Source organism: Variovorax restrictus (genome assembly GCF_051216715.1).
GTDB lineage: Bacteria > Pseudomonadota > Gammaproteobacteria > Burkholderiales > Burkholderiaceae_C > Variovorax.
In genome coordinates this window covers 637860-653122 of record NZ_JBPJZH010000002.1, presented here as the reverse complement: position 1 = coordinate 653122, position 15263 = coordinate 637860, and the positions used below count along the sequence as shown (strand labels likewise).

14 protein-coding genes are annotated in these 15263 nt (G+C 67.3%); all 14 read left to right on the top strand.

Going from position 1 to position 15263, the window contains the following annotated elements:
* Nucleotides 1–9: 9 nt before the first annotated feature.
* The 14 genes from ACSFA0_RS17710 to ACSFA0_RS17645 all read left to right on the top strand — a co-directional run bounded on the left by ACSFA0_RS17710 (nt 10) and on the right by ACSFA0_RS17645 (nt 15257).
* A complete protein-coding gene (locus ACSFA0_RS17710; RefSeq protein ID WP_435451924.1) occupies nt 10–915 on the top strand; it encodes a DMT family transporter in 906 nt (301 codons plus the stop codon).
* A 178-nt stretch (nt 916–1093) separates the two neighbouring features.
* A complete protein-coding gene (locus ACSFA0_RS17705; protein WP_435451923.1) occupies nt 1094–1501 on the top strand; it encodes an SWIB/MDM2 domain-containing protein in 408 nt (135 codons plus the stop codon).
* A gap of 106 nt (nt 1502–1607) precedes the next feature.
* The gene (locus ACSFA0_RS17700) at nt 1608–2246 is read left to right on the top strand and encodes a TetR/AcrR family transcriptional regulator (RefSeq protein WP_435451569.1); all 639 of its coding nucleotides are present in this window, start codon (nt 1608–1610) and stop codon (nt 2244–2246) included.
* 127 nt (nt 2247–2373) lie between these two features.
* Nucleotides 2374–3147, top strand: coding sequence for an ABC transporter permease (locus ACSFA0_RS17695; protein WP_435451568.1), 774 nt, complete (start codon nt 2374–2376; stop codon nt 3145–3147).
* Nucleotides 3148–3196: 49 nt separating this feature from the next.
* Complete coding sequence (locus tag ACSFA0_RS17690) at nt 3197–4204, top strand: ABC transporter substrate-binding protein (RefSeq protein WP_435451567.1); 1008 nt, start codon at nt 3197–3199, stop codon at nt 4202–4204.
* Between the two features lie 10 nt (nt 4205–4214).
* Entirely contained in the window at nt 4215–4991 is a 777-nt protein-coding gene (locus ACSFA0_RS17685) for an ABC transporter ATP-binding protein (RefSeq protein ID WP_435451566.1), read from the top strand.
* Nucleotides 4992–5014: 23 nt separating this feature from the next.
* Nucleotides 5015–6442 carry an enolase C-terminal domain-like protein gene (locus ACSFA0_RS17680; protein WP_435451565.1) on the top strand — a complete coding sequence of 476 codons (1428 nt, stop codon included), beginning with the start codon at nt 5015–5017 and terminating at the stop codon, nt 6440–6442.
* 173 nt (nt 6443–6615) lie between these two features.
* The gene (locus tag ACSFA0_RS17675) at nt 6616–7596 is read left to right on the top strand and encodes a tripartite tricarboxylate transporter substrate binding protein (protein ID WP_435451564.1); all 981 of its coding nucleotides are present in this window, start codon (nt 6616–6618) and stop codon (nt 7594–7596) included.
* A 32-nt stretch (nt 7597–7628) separates the two neighbouring features.
* Nucleotides 7629–8792, top strand: a complete 1164-nt coding sequence (locus tag ACSFA0_RS17670) for a Gfo/Idh/MocA family protein (protein ID WP_435451563.1) — start codon at nt 7629–7631, stop codon at nt 8790–8792.
* An 11-nt stretch (nt 8793–8803) separates the two neighbouring features.
* A complete protein-coding gene (locus ACSFA0_RS17665) occupies nt 8804–9988 on the top strand; it encodes a dihydrodipicolinate synthase family protein (RefSeq protein WP_435451562.1) in 1185 nt (394 codons plus the stop codon).
* A 5-nt stretch (nt 9989–9993) separates the two neighbouring features.
* Nucleotides 9994–10872 carry a sugar phosphate isomerase/epimerase family protein gene (locus ACSFA0_RS17660; protein ID WP_435451922.1) on the top strand — a complete coding sequence of 293 codons (879 nt, stop codon included), beginning with the start codon at nt 9994–9996 and terminating at the stop codon, nt 10870–10872.
* A 206-nt stretch (nt 10873–11078) separates the two neighbouring features.
* Nucleotides 11079–13160 (top strand): TonB-dependent siderophore receptor, encoded by a 2082-nt coding sequence (locus ACSFA0_RS17655; protein WP_435451921.1) that lies wholly within the window; start codon nt 11079–11081, stop codon nt 13158–13160.
* Between the two features lie 504 nt (nt 13161–13664).
* The gene (locus ACSFA0_RS17650; protein WP_435451561.1) at nt 13665–14168 is read left to right on the top strand and encodes a 6,7-dimethyl-8-ribityllumazine synthase; all 504 of its coding nucleotides are present in this window, start codon (nt 13665–13667) and stop codon (nt 14166–14168) included.
* 72 nt (nt 14169–14240) lie between these two features.
* Nucleotides 14241–15257 carry a metal-dependent hydrolase gene (locus ACSFA0_RS17645; RefSeq protein ID WP_435451560.1) on the top strand — a complete coding sequence of 339 codons (1017 nt, stop codon included), beginning with the start codon at nt 14241–14243 and terminating at the stop codon, nt 15255–15257.
* The last annotated feature ends 6 nt before the right edge of the window (nt 15258–15263 follow it).

Below are 15263 nucleotides of genomic sequence, written 5' to 3'. Positions count from 1 at the left end.
CGCCGCCTCATCGCCTATGGTTGTCTGGCCCTGAGCATGTCCCTGGTAGGCGCCTACGTGGCGCTCTCCAAGCCGCTGGTCGCCGCGTTTCCCGTGCTGCTGCTCGCGTGGCTGCGCTTCGGCGTCGCCGCGCTGGCCATGCCGCACTGGCTGCGTCGGCCGGCCGACGAGCCACCGATGACCCGGCGCACGCGCGGACTCGTGTTCCTCGAATCCTTCCTCGGCAACTTCATGTTCTCGATCTGCATGCTCTACGGCGTCAGCCTCACGAGTGCGGTGTCTGCTGGCGTGATCATGGCGTCGATCCCCGCCGTGGTCGCCATCGCAAGCTGGCTCTTCCTGCGTGAACGCGTCGGCTGGCGCATCGGCATGGCCATCGGCTGCGCCGCCATCGGCATCGGTCTGCTGGCGCTGACGCCCGCGCATGCGCCCGCCGACGGCGCCGCGCCGCGCGCGTCGATGCCGTGGCTCGGCAATGTGCTGGTCTTCTGCGCGGTGCTCTGCGAAGCGGCGTATGCCGTCATCGGCAAGTCATTGACGGGGCGGCTCGGCCCCAAGCGCATCTCGTCGCTCATCAACCTCTGGGGCTTCGTGCTGTCGACGCCTTTCGGCATCTGGTTCGCGATGCGCTTCGACTTCGGTGCAGTCAGCACCGGCATCTGGGCACTGCTCGTCGTGTATGCGCTGGCCGCGAGCATCTGGACCGTGTGGCTCTGGATGACCGGCCTGCAGCGCGTACCGGCGTCGCAAGCCGGCGTGTTCACCGTGATGCTGCCCGTCAGCGCCGCCGTCGTCGGTGTCGTGGTGCTGGGAGAAACGCTCAGCGGAGCGCAGATCGGCGCCTTTGCGATGGCGTTGGCGGGCGTCGTTTTGGCCACTTGGCCATCACGCGCGGCGACGCTGAATCCACACTGAGCATGCGACACGGCGACACGAGTGATCGTGGCGGCACTTTCCCCTCTGAAAAAACAACAGCGCCCAATGAAAAAGTCCCGTTTTCCCTTGGAAACGCGTTTTTTCTCCTTTAGCATGCGCTCTGCCAGTGGAGACGCAGCTTTTCATTGGTGAAACCAACCAAAAAAGGAAATCAACCATGGCAACTGCAAAGAAGGCTCCGGCCAAAAAGGCTCCCGCGAAAAAGGCTGCACCGGCCAAGAAGGCAGCAGCACCTGCGAAGAAGGCCGCTCCGGCGAAGAAGGCTGCGCCCGCCAAGAAGGCCGCTCCGGCCAAGAAGGCCGCACCCGCCAAGAAGCGCACGCCCAACGCCGCCTTCATGAAGGCACTGACCCCCAGCCCGGCTCTCGCCGCTGTCGTCGGCTCGACGCCGCTGCCGCGCACCGCCGTGGTCAGCAAGCTGTGGGACTACATCAAGAAGAACAACCTGCAAGACAAGGCCAACAAGCGCAACATCAACGCAGACGCCAAGCTGAAGGAAATCTTCGGCAAGGCGCAAGTCTCGATGTTCGAGCTCGCCGCCCTGATCGGCAAGCACGTCAAGTGAGCCCCGCAGCGCCCCGTGCGCTGCATCGAGAAAGCCGGCACCCGCCGGCTTTTTTTTCGTCTCCATAATTCCCGTCCCGGTCCGTCAGTCCGTCAGCACCAGAACCATGGCCTCCCCGTCCTCCTCTCCGCGCCTGCGCGACGCCGACAAATCCCAGTCGACCATCCTCGGCGCGGCGCTGGCCGAGTTCGCACAGTACGGCTTCGCCGGCGCGCGGGTCGACCGCATCGCCGAGCAGGCGGGCGTGAACAAGCGGCTGATCTACTACTACTTCAGCAACAAGGACGACCTCTTCCTCGCGGTGCTCGAGCGCACCTATGCCGACATCCGTGCCGCCGAGCAGGCATTGCACCTCGACGCGATGGACCCGGTGGAGGCAGTACGGCAGCTGGTGTCCTTCACCTGGCACTACTACCTCGAGCATCCGGAGTTCATCACGCTGCTCAACAGCGAGAACCTGCACCAGGCCGTGCACCTGAAGCAGTCGGCGCGCATCCAGGAAATGAACTCGCCGCTGGTGCAGCTGTTGGCCGATGTCCTCGAGCGCGGCCGGCAGCAAGGCCTGTTCCGCGACGGCGTCGACCCGATCCAGCTCTACATCTCGATCGCTTCGATCTGCTACTTCTACCTGTCGAACAACGCCACGCTCTCGGCCATCTTCGGCCGCGACCTGCGCGCGCCCAAGGCGCTGGCGACACGTCTGTCGCACATGACGGAACTCGTGCTCGGCTACGTGCTGCGCTGACGCGCACCCGCCCCGTGCTTTCCCTAGGTGTCGTTGACACCGCATCGGCCACGCTCCAACAATTCACCGATTGGTGATTTAAGCGCGCAGTCGACGTGACGCGCGCGTCCCCCGGAGACAACGCTCGATGCTTCGCAGACTTCTGCTGCAACCGGCCCTGCGCCCGTTCTTTCTCATCGTCGTGCTCCTGGTGCTGTGGGACCTGGCCATCCGGCTGTTCAAGATCCCGGCCTACCTGATCCCACCGCCGCTCGAGGTCGTCAAGCAGCTCATCGCCGAATGGCCGCGGCTGCTGAGCGAGAGCTGGAAGACTACGCTCGCCACGCTCGGCGGCTTCGGCCTCACGATCATCATCGGCATCCCGATGGCCATGGTCATCGCGTACTCGCGGCTCGTCGAGTCGTACGTGTATCCGCTGCTGGTGTTCTCGCAGAGCATTCCGAAAGTCGCCATCGCACCGCTGTTCGTCGTGTGGTTCGGCTTCGGGATCTTCCCGAAGGTGATCTCGGCATTCCTGCTGGGCTTCTTCCCGGTGGTCGTGTCGACGGTGATGGGCTTCAAGTCGGTGGAGCCCGACATGCTCGACCTGGCCCGCTCGATGGGCGCGAGCCGCCTGCAGACCTTCTTCAAGATCAGCCTGCCGCACGCGCTGCCCGCCATCTTCAGCGGCCTGAAGGTGTCGGTCACGCTGGCCGTGGTCGGTGCCGTGGTCGGCGAATTCGTCGGCTCCAACTCGGGCATCGGCTACGTGCTGCAGGTGGCCAACGGCAACTTCGACTTGCCGCTGATGTTCGCCGCGCTGGTCGTGCTGTCGAGCATCGGCGTGGTCCTGTTCGTCGCCGTCGACCTGGCCGAGCGACTGATGATTCCCTGGCACGCTTCGCAGCGCCAGGTGCACTGAGCACCGCCCTTCTTCATTCCTACACACAGAGACCACCGGAGACAACACCATGAAGAGACTGCTCCCCACACTGATCGCCGCCACTGCCACCGCGGTGCTCATGGCCGCCGCACCGGCCCACGCGCAGACGAAGGCGCCCGAGAAGGTCACGCTGATGCTCAACTGGTACCTCTACAGCGAGCACGCGCCCTTCTTCCTCGGCAAGGAACGCGGCTTCTATGCCGAGGAAGGCATCGACCTCGACATCCAGGAAGGCCGCGGCTCGGCCGTCACGGCGCAGGCCGTCGCCGCGAAGTCGGCGACCTTCGGCTACATCGACGTCACGACCATGATCAAGGCCGCTGCCAAGGGCGCGCCGCTCAAGTCGACGGGCGTGCTGTTCCAGGTGAGCCCGATGTCGGTGATGGGCTTCACCGAGAAGAACATCAAGACACCGAAGGACATCATCGGCAAGACGGTGGCGACCACGCCGGGCGACTCGATGTCGCAGATGTGGCCGCTGTTCCTCAAGGTCAACGACATCAAGCCCGACCAGGTGAAGATCGTTTCGGGCGACGGCCAGACCAAGCTCAATGCCGTGATGAACGGCCAGGCCGACCTGCTGCTGGGCTACGTGATGGACCAGGCCATCAAGCTGCAGGACGCCACGGGCAAGCCGGTGACGCCGATCCGCTTCGCCGATTCGGGCGTGAACCAGATCAGCTCCGGGATCATCACCAACAAGAACCTGCTGACCGAGAACCCCGATCTGGTCAAGCGCTTCATGCGCGCGTCCACCAAGGCGGCAGAAGCCGCCGAGAAGAGCCCCGAGGCCGCGGTCGACGCGATGCTCAAGGCCAACCCCAAGGCCGGCGTGCGCGACACGCTGATCGTCGGCATGAAGCAGAGCATTGCGCTGTACCACACCAAGGAAACCGCCAACCAGCGCCCCTTCCGCGTGAGCATGAAGAACGTCAACGATTCGCTCGACCTGCTGGTGCAGTACGGTGGCATGGACGCCGCCACGCGCGGCAAGCCCGAAGACTACGTGACGCTCGACTTTCTTCCTGCGAACTGACGTAGCCCCCATGTCCGATGTCCTGATCGAAGCCCGCGGCGTCACCAAGGTCTACGCCACCAAAGACGGCCCGGTCGAATCGCTCAGGCCGCTCGACTTCGCGATCCGCCGCTGCGAGTTCGTCTCGGTCGTCGGCCCGTCGGGCTGCGGCAAGAGCACGCTGCTGAAGATGGTGGCCGGGCTGCTGCCAATCACCGCCGGCTCGCTCACGCTGTCGGGCAAGCCGATCCGGGGTGCGCAGAAGGATGTGGGCATCGTGTTCCAGAGCGCCGTGCTGCTGGCCTGGCGCAGCGTGCTCGACAACATCCTGCTGCAGGCCGAGATCCGCCGCATGCCGATGGCCGCGGCGCGCGCACGGGCCGCCGAGCTGATCGCGATGGCCGGGCTGACCGGCTTCGAGGGCAAGTACCCGTGGCAACTCTCCGGCGGCATGCAGCAGCGCGCGTCGATCTGCCGCGCCCTGCTGCACGATCCGACCGTGCTGCTGATGGACGAGCCCTTCGGCGCGCTCGACGCCATGACGCGCGAGAAGATGAACCTCGAGCTGCGCCGCATCTGGGCCGCGTCGGGCAAGACGGTGATGCTCATCACGCACAGCATTCCCGAAGCGGTGTACCTGTCGGACCGCGTCATCGTGATGAGCGAGCGGCCGGGCACCATCGCTGCCGTCTACGACATCGACCTGCCACGCGAGCGCCCGCTGGACATCATGGGCTCCGCCGCCTTCGGCGAGTACGCCAAGACGATCCGGGCGCACTTCTTCTCGCAAGGCATCCTCGACCACTGAGCCGCGCGCGCTGGAGATTGCACATGACCCCTGCGGCGCCCCGCTTCCACATCGACGACATTCGCTTCACAGAGCGCGAGGTCCGGCTGCGGCTCCCCTTCCGGTTTGGCGCCGTGACCGTCACCGCCTGCCCGCAGGTCTATGTGCGCGCGCGCATCCGCTTCGAGGACGGCCGCACCAGCGAAGGTTGCGCGGCGGAGATGATGATTCCCAAGTGGTTCGACAAGAACCCGGCGCTGTCGAACGAGCAGAACTTTGAACAATTGCGGCAAGCGTTGCGCAACGCACGCGAGGCCTACACCACGACCGGCGCGGCGCAATGCGCGTGGGACCACTTCGCCGAGCACTACGAGGACGTGCTGGCGATGGGCTCACGCCAGGGCCTGTTGCCCCTGGTTGCCAGCTACGGCCCCGCATTGATCGACCGCGCCGTGCTCGACGCCGTGTGCCTGCACGGGGGCTGCGGCTTCGGCAACGCGATGGCCCGCAATATCGCCGGCATCGACCTGGCACGCCACGGTCTGGCGCCGGACCTGCAAGGCTTCGACCTCGACGGCTTTCTCGCGCAGCCGCGCGGACGCAGCTCGATCGCCGCACGCCACACCGTCGGCCTGGCCGATGCCATTCGCGATTCGGACATCGGCGATGCCGCGCCGCACGACGGATTGCCTGGTTCGCTCGAGGGTGCCATCGCGCGCTATGGTCACCGCCACTTCAAGCTCAAGCTGTCGGGCGACACGCGCGCCGACATCGACCGACTGGCGCGCATCGCCGAGGTGATCGATGCGCAGGCCGAGTTGGTCACGCTCGATGGCAACGAACAGTACGGAGACGTCGAAGCCTTCTCTCAGTTCCTCGACGCCTTCCTCGGCGAACCACGACTGAAGACGATGGCGGGGCGCACGGCATTCATCGAGCAGCCCATCCAGCGCGCACACGCACTTGAGCGCGACGTGCGCGCCGCATCGGCTCGCATGCCGCTGCTCATCGACGAGTCAGACGCGACGCTGGAGAGCTTCCTGCAGGCCCGCGCGCTCGGCTACACCGGCGTGTCGAGCAAAAGCTGCAAGGGCTTCTACAAATCCATCGTCAATGCGGCGCGCTGCGCGCACGCTCGCGCCCAGGGCGAGGCGCTGTTCCTGTCGGGCGAAGACCTGACGATGCAGGCCGGTGTCGGGCTGCAGCAAGACCTCGCGCTGGTCGGCTGGCTCGGGCTCACCCACGTCGAACGCAACGGCCACCACTATGTCGACGGCATGGCCGCGCTGCCGGCCGATGAGCAGCGCGCCTTCGCCACGCGGCACCCGGCGCTGTACGCCGAGAGCCACGGCGCAGTGCGCCTGCGCATCGTCGGCGGACAGATCGACTTGTCGTCGCTCGACACGACGGGTTTCGCCACTGGCGAGCGCGGTGCCGGCATCCGCTGGGATGCCATGGGGCCGACCTACTGAACGCCAGCCCGCGCCGGCCATCACGCTCGGGTAATCCCTGACGCGGGTCTGCCGCACGGCAATTGACCGTCGCCCAACACCCGCCGAGAATTACCCTCAATTCACCATCTGGTGAATTAACAAGTTCACCGAGCGCCCGCGCAGGTGCACCCAAGAAACCAACGGAGACCCTCATGACCACTTTTGCCCGCCTCGCCGCGACCACCTCCCTGGTCTGCATCGCCGCCCTGACGTCCCACAGTGCGCTCGCGCAGAACGGCTACCCGACCAAGCCGATCCGCGTGATCGTGCCCTTCGCGGCCGGCAGCACGACGGACATCATCGCCCGCGCCATCGCCGACAAGATGGGCCAGAGCATGGGTCAGACGCTGGTGATCGATAACCGCGGCGGTGCCAGCGGCACGATCGGCCAGCAGGCCGTGGCCACGGCCGCACCCGACGGCTACACGATCATGATTCACTCGTCCTCGCACACGGTGAGCCCGTCGACCTTTGCCAAGCTGCCTTTCGACACCATGGGCGACTTCGCCGGTGTCACGCCGATCTCCACGCTGCCGAACGCGCTGGTGATCTCGCCGTCGAAGAACATCAAGACGCTCAAGGACCTGGTGGCCGCCGCCAAGGCCAAGCCGGGCACCATCAACTTCGCCTCGGCCGGCCAGGGCAGCGCGACGCACCTGAACGCCGAGAAGTTCAAGATGGCCGCCAACATCGACGCGACCAACATCCCGTTCAAGGGCTCGGCCGATGCGGTGACCGAAGTGCTCTCGGGCCGCGTCGACTACTACTTCTCGCCCATCGCGCCGGTCATCGGCCAGATCAAGGAAGGCTCGCTGCTGGCACTGGCCGTCGGCTCGCCCAAGCGCGCGGCCGCGCTGCCCGATGTGCCGACCACCGCCGAAGCCGGCGTGCCCGGCTCGGAGTTCAACTTCTGGATCGGAATGATGGCGCCGGCCAAGACGCCGCGCGACATCGTCACCCGCCTGCACGACGAGGTCGTGAAGGCGCTGGCCACGCCCGAGGTGAAGGAGCGCTTCCTGAAGCTCGGCGCCGACGCCTGGACGCTGCAGCCCGCGCAGTTCGACGCCTACATCAAGGAAGAGATCGGCAGCAACGCCAAGCTGGTGAAGGCCGCCGGCCTGTCGCCGCAATAAACATCCACACCCACCCCGCAAGCAGAGAAACCATGGCTACACAACGACTCGGACTCATCATGCACGGCGTCACCGGACGCATGGGCATGAACCAGCACTTGATCCGCTCCATCTGCGCCATCCGTGCGCAAGGCGGCGTGACGCTCAGCAACGGCGACAAGGTCATGCCTGACCCGATCCTCATCGGCCGCAACGCCGAGAAGATGGAAGCGCTGGCCAAGAAGCACGGCATCGCGCGGTGGGGCACCGACCTCGACGCGGCGCTCGCCAACCCTGACGACACGATCTTCTTCGACGCCGGCACCACGCAGATGCGCCCCACCCTGCTGGCCAAGGCGATCCGCGCCGGCAAGCACGTGTACTGCGAGAAGCCGATCGCGACCAACCTGAACGAAGCGGTCGAGATCGCACGCCTTGCGGAGGGTTCGGGTTTGAAGCACGGCGCCGTGCAGGACAAGCTTTTCCTCCCCGGTCTGCGCAAGCTCGACATGCTGCGCCGCGCCGGCTTCTTCGGCCGCATGCTGAGCGTGCGCCTGGAGTTCGGCTACTGGGTGTTCGAGGGCGACCTGCAACCCATTCAGCGCCCTTCGTGGAACTACCGCAAGGAAGACGGCGGCGGGATGATCCTGGACATGATGTGCCACTGGCGCTACGTGCTGGACAACCTGTTCGGCGAAGTGAAGTCGGTGAGTTGCCTCGGTGTGACGCACATTCCGACGCGCTGGGACGAAGAAGGCAAGCCCTACGACGCCACCGCCGACGACGCCGCCTATGCCACCTGCGAGCTGATCGGCCACAACGGCGAGCCCGTGGTCGCTCAGCTGAACATGAGCTGGGCCACGCGCGTGCGCCGCGACGACCTCGTGACTTTCCACGTCGACGGCACGCACGGCTCCGCCGTCGCCGGCCTCTCGAGCTGCCGCGCCCAGTCGCGCGTCGCCACACCGCGCCCGGTGTGGAATCCCGACGAGAAGCAGATGATGAATTTCATGGACCAGTGGCAGGAGATCCCGGATTCGCAGGTCTACGACAACGGCTTCAAGATCCAGTGGGAACACTTCATCCGCCACGTGGTCGAGAACGAGCCGTACAAGTGGACGCTGCCCGAAGGCGCCAAGGGCGTGCAGCTGGTCGAGGCCGCGCTCGAATCGTGGAAAGACCGTCGCTGGGTCGACGTGCCCGCGCTGAAGGTCTGAGGAGCGACGCCATGGCACTGACCCTCACCCTGCCGAGCGCGAACGGCTCGCTTTCTCCGTACACGCTGCACGGCAGCGTGCCGGTGAAGCCGCCCGCTGGCGTCAAGTTCAACCGCATCGCCTACTCGGCCGCGCACGTCGTGGCCGACCCGCTCGCCGTGGTCGACCCGTGGCTGCAGGCCGCCATCGACTGGGACACCACCATCGCCTATCGCCGGCACCTCTGGTCGCTGGGCTTGGGCGTGGCCGAAGCGATGGACACGGCGCAGCGCGGCATGGGCCTGGACTGGCCGACCTCGCTGGAGCTGATCCGCCGCTCGCTCGATGCGGCGAAGGAAGTCCCCGGCGCACTGGTCGCCTCGGGCTGCGGCACCGACCACCTGAACCTCGACGACGTGAAGAGCGTCGACGACGTGATCCGCGGCTACGAAGCGCAGATGGCGGCCATCGAGAAGCTCGGCGGCAAGCTGATCGTGATGGCGAGCCGCGCGCTCGCCCGTGTCGCGAAGAGCCCCGCAGACTACGAGCGCGTGTACGACCGCATCCTGTCGCAGGCCAAGCAGCCCGTCGTGCTGCACTGGCTTGGCGAGATGTTCGATCCCGCGCTGGCCGGCTACTGGGGCACGTCGAACGTCGATGCCGCCATGGACACGGCGGTCGGCATCATCGCGGCGCACCCGGACAAGGTCGATGGCATCAAGATCTCCCTGCTCGACAAAGACAAAGAGATCGCCATGCGCCGCCGCCTGCCATCAGGCGTGCGGATGTACACGGGCGACGACTTCAACTACGCGGAACTCATCGCGGGCGACGGTCATGGCAGAGAGCCGATGCACGGGCAAAGCGACGCACTGCTGGGCATCTTCGACGCCATCGCGCCGGCCGCGAGCTCGGCGCTCGGTGAGCTCGCGATGGGCCACGTCGAGAAGTTCCACGCCATCCTCGGCCCGACGGTGCCGCTGTCGCGCCACATCTTCGCGGCGCCCACGCGCTTCTACAAGACCGGCGTGGTGTTCATGGCCTGGCTCAACGGCCACCAGACGCACTTCACGATGGTCGGCGGCCAGCAGAGCACGCGCTCGCTGCAGCACTTCGCCGAACTGTTCCGGCTGGCCGATGCGGCCAACGTGCTGGAGCAGCCGGAACTGGCGGTGCGGCGCATGAAGACGCTGCTCGCGATGCACGGCGTCGAGTGACCACGATGCGTGACTTCTCGCAGAACCACGACTGGCTGTCGATCAACACCGCGACCGTGCGCAAGCAGCGCGGCGCCGAGGTGCCGCTCGACCGGATCATCGACCAGTGCGCCGAACGCGGCATCCGCGCGATCAGCCCGTGGCGCGACCAAGTCGCAGCCGTCGGGCTCGACAAGATCGCGGCCCAGCTGAAGGCGCACGGCATCGGCCTGTCGGGCTACTGCCGTGGCGGCTTCTTTCCCGCGCCGGATGCAGCGGGCCTCAAGGCTGCGCTGGACGACAACCGCCGCGCCATCGACGAGGCCAAGACGCTGAACGCGCCCTGCCTGGTGCTGGTGGTCGGCGCGCTGCCCGGTGCGCTCGACGGCCAGGCCGCGTACACCGACATCGCTCGCGCCCGCAGCGAAGTGCGCGACGGCATCGCGGCCTCGCTCGAGTACGCACGCGAGGTCGGCATGCCGCTGGCCATCGAGCCGCTGCACCCGATGCAGGCGGCCGACCGCGCCTGCATCAACACGCTCGAGCACGCGCTCGACGTGTGCGACGACCTCGACCCCGGCAAGAGCGGCCTGCTCGGCGTCGCGCTCGACATCTACCACGTGTGGTGGGACCCGAAGCTGCAGCAGCAGATCGCTCGCGCCGGCAAGGCGCGCTTGCTGGCGTACCACGTGTGCGACTGGCTCACACCCACACGTGACCTCCTGAGCGACCGCGGGATGATGGGCGACGGCATCGTCGAGCTGAAGAAGATCCGTGGCTGGGTCGAGGCGGCGGGCTTCGACGGTTTCAGCGAGGTGGAGATCTTTTCGACGCTCGACTGGTGGCAGCGCGACGGCGGCGAGGTGCTCGACACCTGCATGGCCAGACATCGCAGCGCCGTGTAAGCCGGCGCTGGAGCCGCCGGGCGCGACTCCTATAATTCTTCTCGTCCAGCAAGCAGACCGTTTCGATCCGGTTGGCCAGCGAGCTTTTTTCGACAAAGCATCACTGCCACCGGAGGTCTGCCTTGCTATCGACGTTCCATTCCCCGACTCGCTCTTCGCGCCGCGTTCGCACGCTGGCCACGGCCGCCGCGCTGCTCGGCAGCGGCATGCCCCTGCAGGCTGAGACCACCGAGGCCACCCAGTCGCTGCCCGCCGTCACCGTCACCAGCGACAGCCAGGAGACCGCATCCGGCCAGGTGCGCGGCTTCGTCGCCCGCCGCGGCGCCACGGCCACCAAGACCGACACGCCGCTGATCGAAACACCGCAGGCGATCTCGGTCATCACCCGCGACCAGATGGAGGCCCAGGGCGCGCTCACCGTGCGCGACACCATCGGCTACACCGCCGGCGTGCAGTCGAACTACTTCGACAGCCGGGTCGACCAGGTCCGCTCGCGCGGTGGCGATGCGGTGCAGTACCTCGACGGCCTGCTGCGCAGCTACGGCACCTACAACACCACGCGGCCCGACCCCTTCACGCTGGAGCGCGTCGAGTTCCTGCGCGGCCCATCGTCGGTGCTCTACGGCCAGGGCGGCATCGGCGGTGTGCTCAGCCTGGTCTCGAAGCGCCCGCAGGCCGAGCGCCAGAACGAGCTGCAGCTGCAGTTGGGCAACCACCAGCGCAAGCAGATCGCCGGCGACTTCACCGGTCCGTTGGACGAGGAAGGCCAGTGGCTCTACCGGCTCGTCGCCATCGGCCGTGACAGCAACACACAGGTCGACCACGTGCGCGACGACCGCCTGGTGCTCGCACCCTCGCTGACCTGGCGTCCCAACACCGACACCTCCTTCACGCTGCAGCTGCTGCACCAGAAGGACAAGAGCGGCTCGCTCATCGGCTTCTTTCCCTGGCAGGGCACGCTGCTGCCCTCGCGCTACGGGCCGATTCCCACGTCGACCTTCATCAGCGAGCCCGGCTGGGACCGCTACGACACGGAGCAGACCTCCCTCGGCTACCTCTTCAGCCACCGCCTGAACGACACGTGGACGCTGCGCCAGAACATGCGTGCCACCCGCAGCGAGGTCGACTACCGCACCGCCTACACCAGCTTCGCCGCGAACCGTGCCACGGGCCGACCGGCACGGCCCGTGTTCAATGCCGATGGCCGCACGGTGGAACGCGATCTCGTCGCCCAGCGCAATGGCGGCAAGATGCTGCTGCTGGACAACCAGGCCGAAGCGCACCTCGGCACTGGCGCGCTGCAGCACACGCTGCTCGTCGGTGCCGACCTGCAACGCAACGAGTTCTCCCAGAAGACGGCACGCGGCACCGCTGCAGCCATCGACGTGTATGCGCCGGTCTACGGCAACTACACGGCGCCCGCCAGCTACGCCGCCCAGCCGACCGTCACCCAGAAGCAGCTCGGGCTCTACGTGCAGGACCAGATCAAGTACGGCCGCTGGGTCGGCCTCTTCGGCCTGCGCCACGACATCGCCCAGACCGACACCGAGGGCCGCCCCGCCGCGGCCGTCGACGACAAGGCCAACACCAAGCGCGCCGGGCTGGTCTATCTGGCCGACGGGGGTTGGGCGCCTTACCTGAGTTACACCGAATCGTTCCTGCCGCTAGGCGGCATCGACCTGTACGGCACGCCGTTCAAGCCGCAGCGCGGCAAGCAATGGGAAGCCGGTGTGAAGTGGGAGCCCGAGGGCGCGCGCACGTCCTTCCTCGCGGCGCTCTACGACCTGCGCGACACCCAGCGCAAGACCACCGACCCCACCAACCCGCTCAACAGCGTGCAGATCGGCGAGGTCCACGTGAAGGGTCTCGAGCTCGAAGCCAAGGGCAGCCTGGCGCGCCGCTGGGACTGGACGCTGGCCTACGCCTACACCGACGCCAAGGTCTCGCGCAGCAACGTGGCCGACCTGGGCAAGCGACTGGTCGGCGTGCCCGAGCACAGCGCCTCGGCATGGCTGATGCGGCGCTTCGCGCTGGGCGGCACGAGCGGCTTCACCCTGGGCGGCGGCGTGCGCTACACCGGTGAATCCTGGGACGGCACCGACAGCCTGCGCACGCCGTCGGCCACGCTCCTCGACGCGATGCTGGCCTGGGACAACGGCCCGCTGCGCCTGGCCCTCAACGTCGCCAACCTGACCGACAAGGTGCAACTGACCACCTGCCTGGCGCGCGGCGACTGCTTCTACGGCCAGCGCCGCACGGTGACGCTGAGCGCGAACTACCGCTTCTGAACCGCGGCGAAGGGTTTTTGCGCGCGCGCGGCGGCGCGCCGCCATCGCGCTGCCTAGAATTCCCGCGGTGCGCCGGCCCGTCCGGCGCGCACAGCGTTCTCAGGGCGGGGTGCAATTCCCCACCGGCGGTGATGGCGACTCGTTCGCACAAGCCCGCGAGCGCCTGTGGTGCGTCATGCATCGCAGGGTCAGCAGACCCGGTTGGAATCCGGGGGCCGACGGTTGGGAACTGCCTTGCCAGCGGTCGTGCACACGGCCGCTGAGTTCGGGATGCAGCGCAAGGCGCCAGGTGCGCCGTGTGGCACCGCCACACAAGCGGCTGGCAACGCAGCGATGCGCCCGAACACAGCGAGCCGAGGGCGCGAACGGTGACAAGGCAGTTTCCTAAAGTCCGGATGAAAGAGAGCGCGGACCGTCGGCATGGCCGCGCGCGATTCGTCGTGCACGGCCGGTCGTCGGCTTCGTGCGCCCTGATTCAGGAAACCTGCTTTCAAGAGGCAAACCATGAGTCAGATCAACGACCTTCCCCTTTCGGCCATCTCGGCGTCCGAGCCGCAGCGCGTCGCCTTCATCGAGGCGCAGTGGCATGCCGACATCGTCCACCAGGCGCGCCACGCCTTCCTCGCAGAGATGGAGCGCCAGGGCTTCGCACGCGATCGCATCGACGTGGTCGCCGTGCCCGGCGCCTTCGAGATCCCGCTGCACGCCAAGCGGCTCGCGCTGTCGGGCCGCTACGCCGCCATCGTCGGCTGCGCGCTGGTCGTCGACGGCGGCATCTACCGCCACGAGTTCGTGGCCAACACGGTGGTAAGCACGCTGATGTCGCTGCAGCTCGAGACCAACGTGCCGATCCTCTCGGCCGTGCTGACGCCGCACCATTTCCACGAGCACGTCGAGCACCGCAAGTACTTCCACGCACACTTCGCGGTGAAGGGCACCGAGGCGGCCGATGCCTGCATCAGGACCATCGAGGGACTGCGCCAGGTCGATGCACTGCTGACCGCCTGAACAGCCCCGGCTCGCTGCGGGACAAGACCCTGCGGCGGCCTGGGCGACGACGCGCCTCCCTAAGATCGGCGCGTGGATTCACTCACTCAAATCGTGCTGGGCGGCGCCGTCGCCGCGGCCATCGCACCCGCCCGGCATCGCCGCGCCGCCCTGCTCGCAGGCGCGGCGCTCGGCACGCTGCCCGACCTCGACAGCTTCTTCATCAAGCCCTTCACCGACAACCCGGTGACGTTGATGACGGTGCACCGCAGCTTCAGCCATTCGCTGCTGGTGCTGCCCTTCGTCGGCTGGCTGCTCTGGTGGCTGTTCAAGCGCCGCGGCGGCCGCGTGGCGGATTCGCCGACGCGTTGGTTCTGGGCCATGCAGGCGGCGCTGCTCACGCACCCGCTGCTCGACGCCTTCACGGTCTACGGCACCCAGCTGTGGTGGCCGTTGCCGGTGCAGCCGACCTCGTGGTCGACCGTCTTCATCATCGACCCGGGCTACACGCTGTGGCTGCTGCTGGCCTGCGGCTTCGCCGCGTGGGCCGGCGAACGTGCGTCGGCCCAGCGGGCGCTGGTCGGCGGGCTGGTGCTGAGCAGCGCGTACCTGGGCTGGTCGCTGGTGGCGAAGCACATCGTCGACCGCGACGCCGCACGCGCGCTCGCTGCGATGGACCTGGCCAACGCGCCGCGGCTGTCGACGCCAATGCCGCTCAACACGCTGCTGTGGCGCGTGATCGTGATGACGCCCGACGGCTACCTCGAGGGCCAGCGCTCGATCGTGGCCGACACCGGCACGATGCGCTTCGAGCGTTTCGATTCCGACGTGGCCGCACTGGCCGCCGCACGCGACGTGCCGGCCGTGCGCCGGCTGCAGTGGTTCAACGGCGGCTTCATGCGCGCGCAGACCACGCCCGAGGGCACGCTGGTGCTGTCGGACCTGCGCATGGGCATGGCGCCGAGCTACAGCTTCGAGTTCGAGGTGGCGCGCCGGGCAGCGGACGGCGGCTGGCAGGCCGTGCCGCCGACGCAGCGCGAATGGAAGGTGCCCACGGGCGACTTCGGCGCGCTCTGGCAGCGCATCTGGCACGCGCCGCCAGCGCCTTGACGAGGT

Excerpts from the sequence above, each read along its gene's own strand:
- ACSFA0_RS17705 (WP_435451923.1), top strand. The coding sequence starts at position 1,094 with ATGGCAACTGCAAAGAAGGCTCCGGCCAAAAAGGCTCCCGCGAAAAAG.
- ACSFA0_RS17700 (WP_435451569.1), top strand. The coding sequence starts at position 1,608 with ATGGCCTCCCCGTCCTCCTCTCCGCGCCTGCGCGACGCCGACAAATCC.
- ACSFA0_RS17695 (WP_435451568.1), top strand. The coding sequence starts at position 2,374 with ATGCTTCGCAGACTTCTGCTGCAACCGGCCCTGCGCCCGTTCTTTCTC.
- ACSFA0_RS17690 (WP_435451567.1), top strand. The coding sequence starts at position 3,197 with ATGAAGAGACTGCTCCCCACACTGATCGCCGCCACTGCCACCGCGGTG.
- ACSFA0_RS17685 (WP_435451566.1), top strand. The coding sequence starts at position 4,215 with ATGTCCGATGTCCTGATCGAAGCCCGCGGCGTCACCAAGGTCTACGCC.
- ACSFA0_RS17680 (WP_435451565.1), top strand. The coding sequence starts at position 5,015 with ATGACCCCTGCGGCGCCCCGCTTCCACATCGACGACATTCGCTTCACA.
- ACSFA0_RS17675 (WP_435451564.1), top strand. The coding sequence starts at position 6,616 with ATGACCACTTTTGCCCGCCTCGCCGCGACCACCTCCCTGGTCTGCATC.
- ACSFA0_RS17670 (WP_435451563.1), top strand. The coding sequence starts at position 7,629 with ATGGCTACACAACGACTCGGACTCATCATGCACGGCGTCACCGGACGC.
- ACSFA0_RS17665 (WP_435451562.1), top strand. The coding sequence starts at position 8,804 with ATGGCACTGACCCTCACCCTGCCGAGCGCGAACGGCTCGCTTTCTCCG.
- ACSFA0_RS17660 (WP_435451922.1), top strand. The coding sequence starts at position 9,994 with ATGCGTGACTTCTCGCAGAACCACGACTGGCTGTCGATCAACACCGCG.
- ACSFA0_RS17655 (WP_435451921.1), top strand. The coding sequence starts at position 11,079 with ATGCCCCTGCAGGCTGAGACCACCGAGGCCACCCAGTCGCTGCCCGCC.
- ACSFA0_RS17650 (WP_435451561.1), top strand. The coding sequence starts at position 13,665 with ATGAGTCAGATCAACGACCTTCCCCTTTCGGCCATCTCGGCGTCCGAG.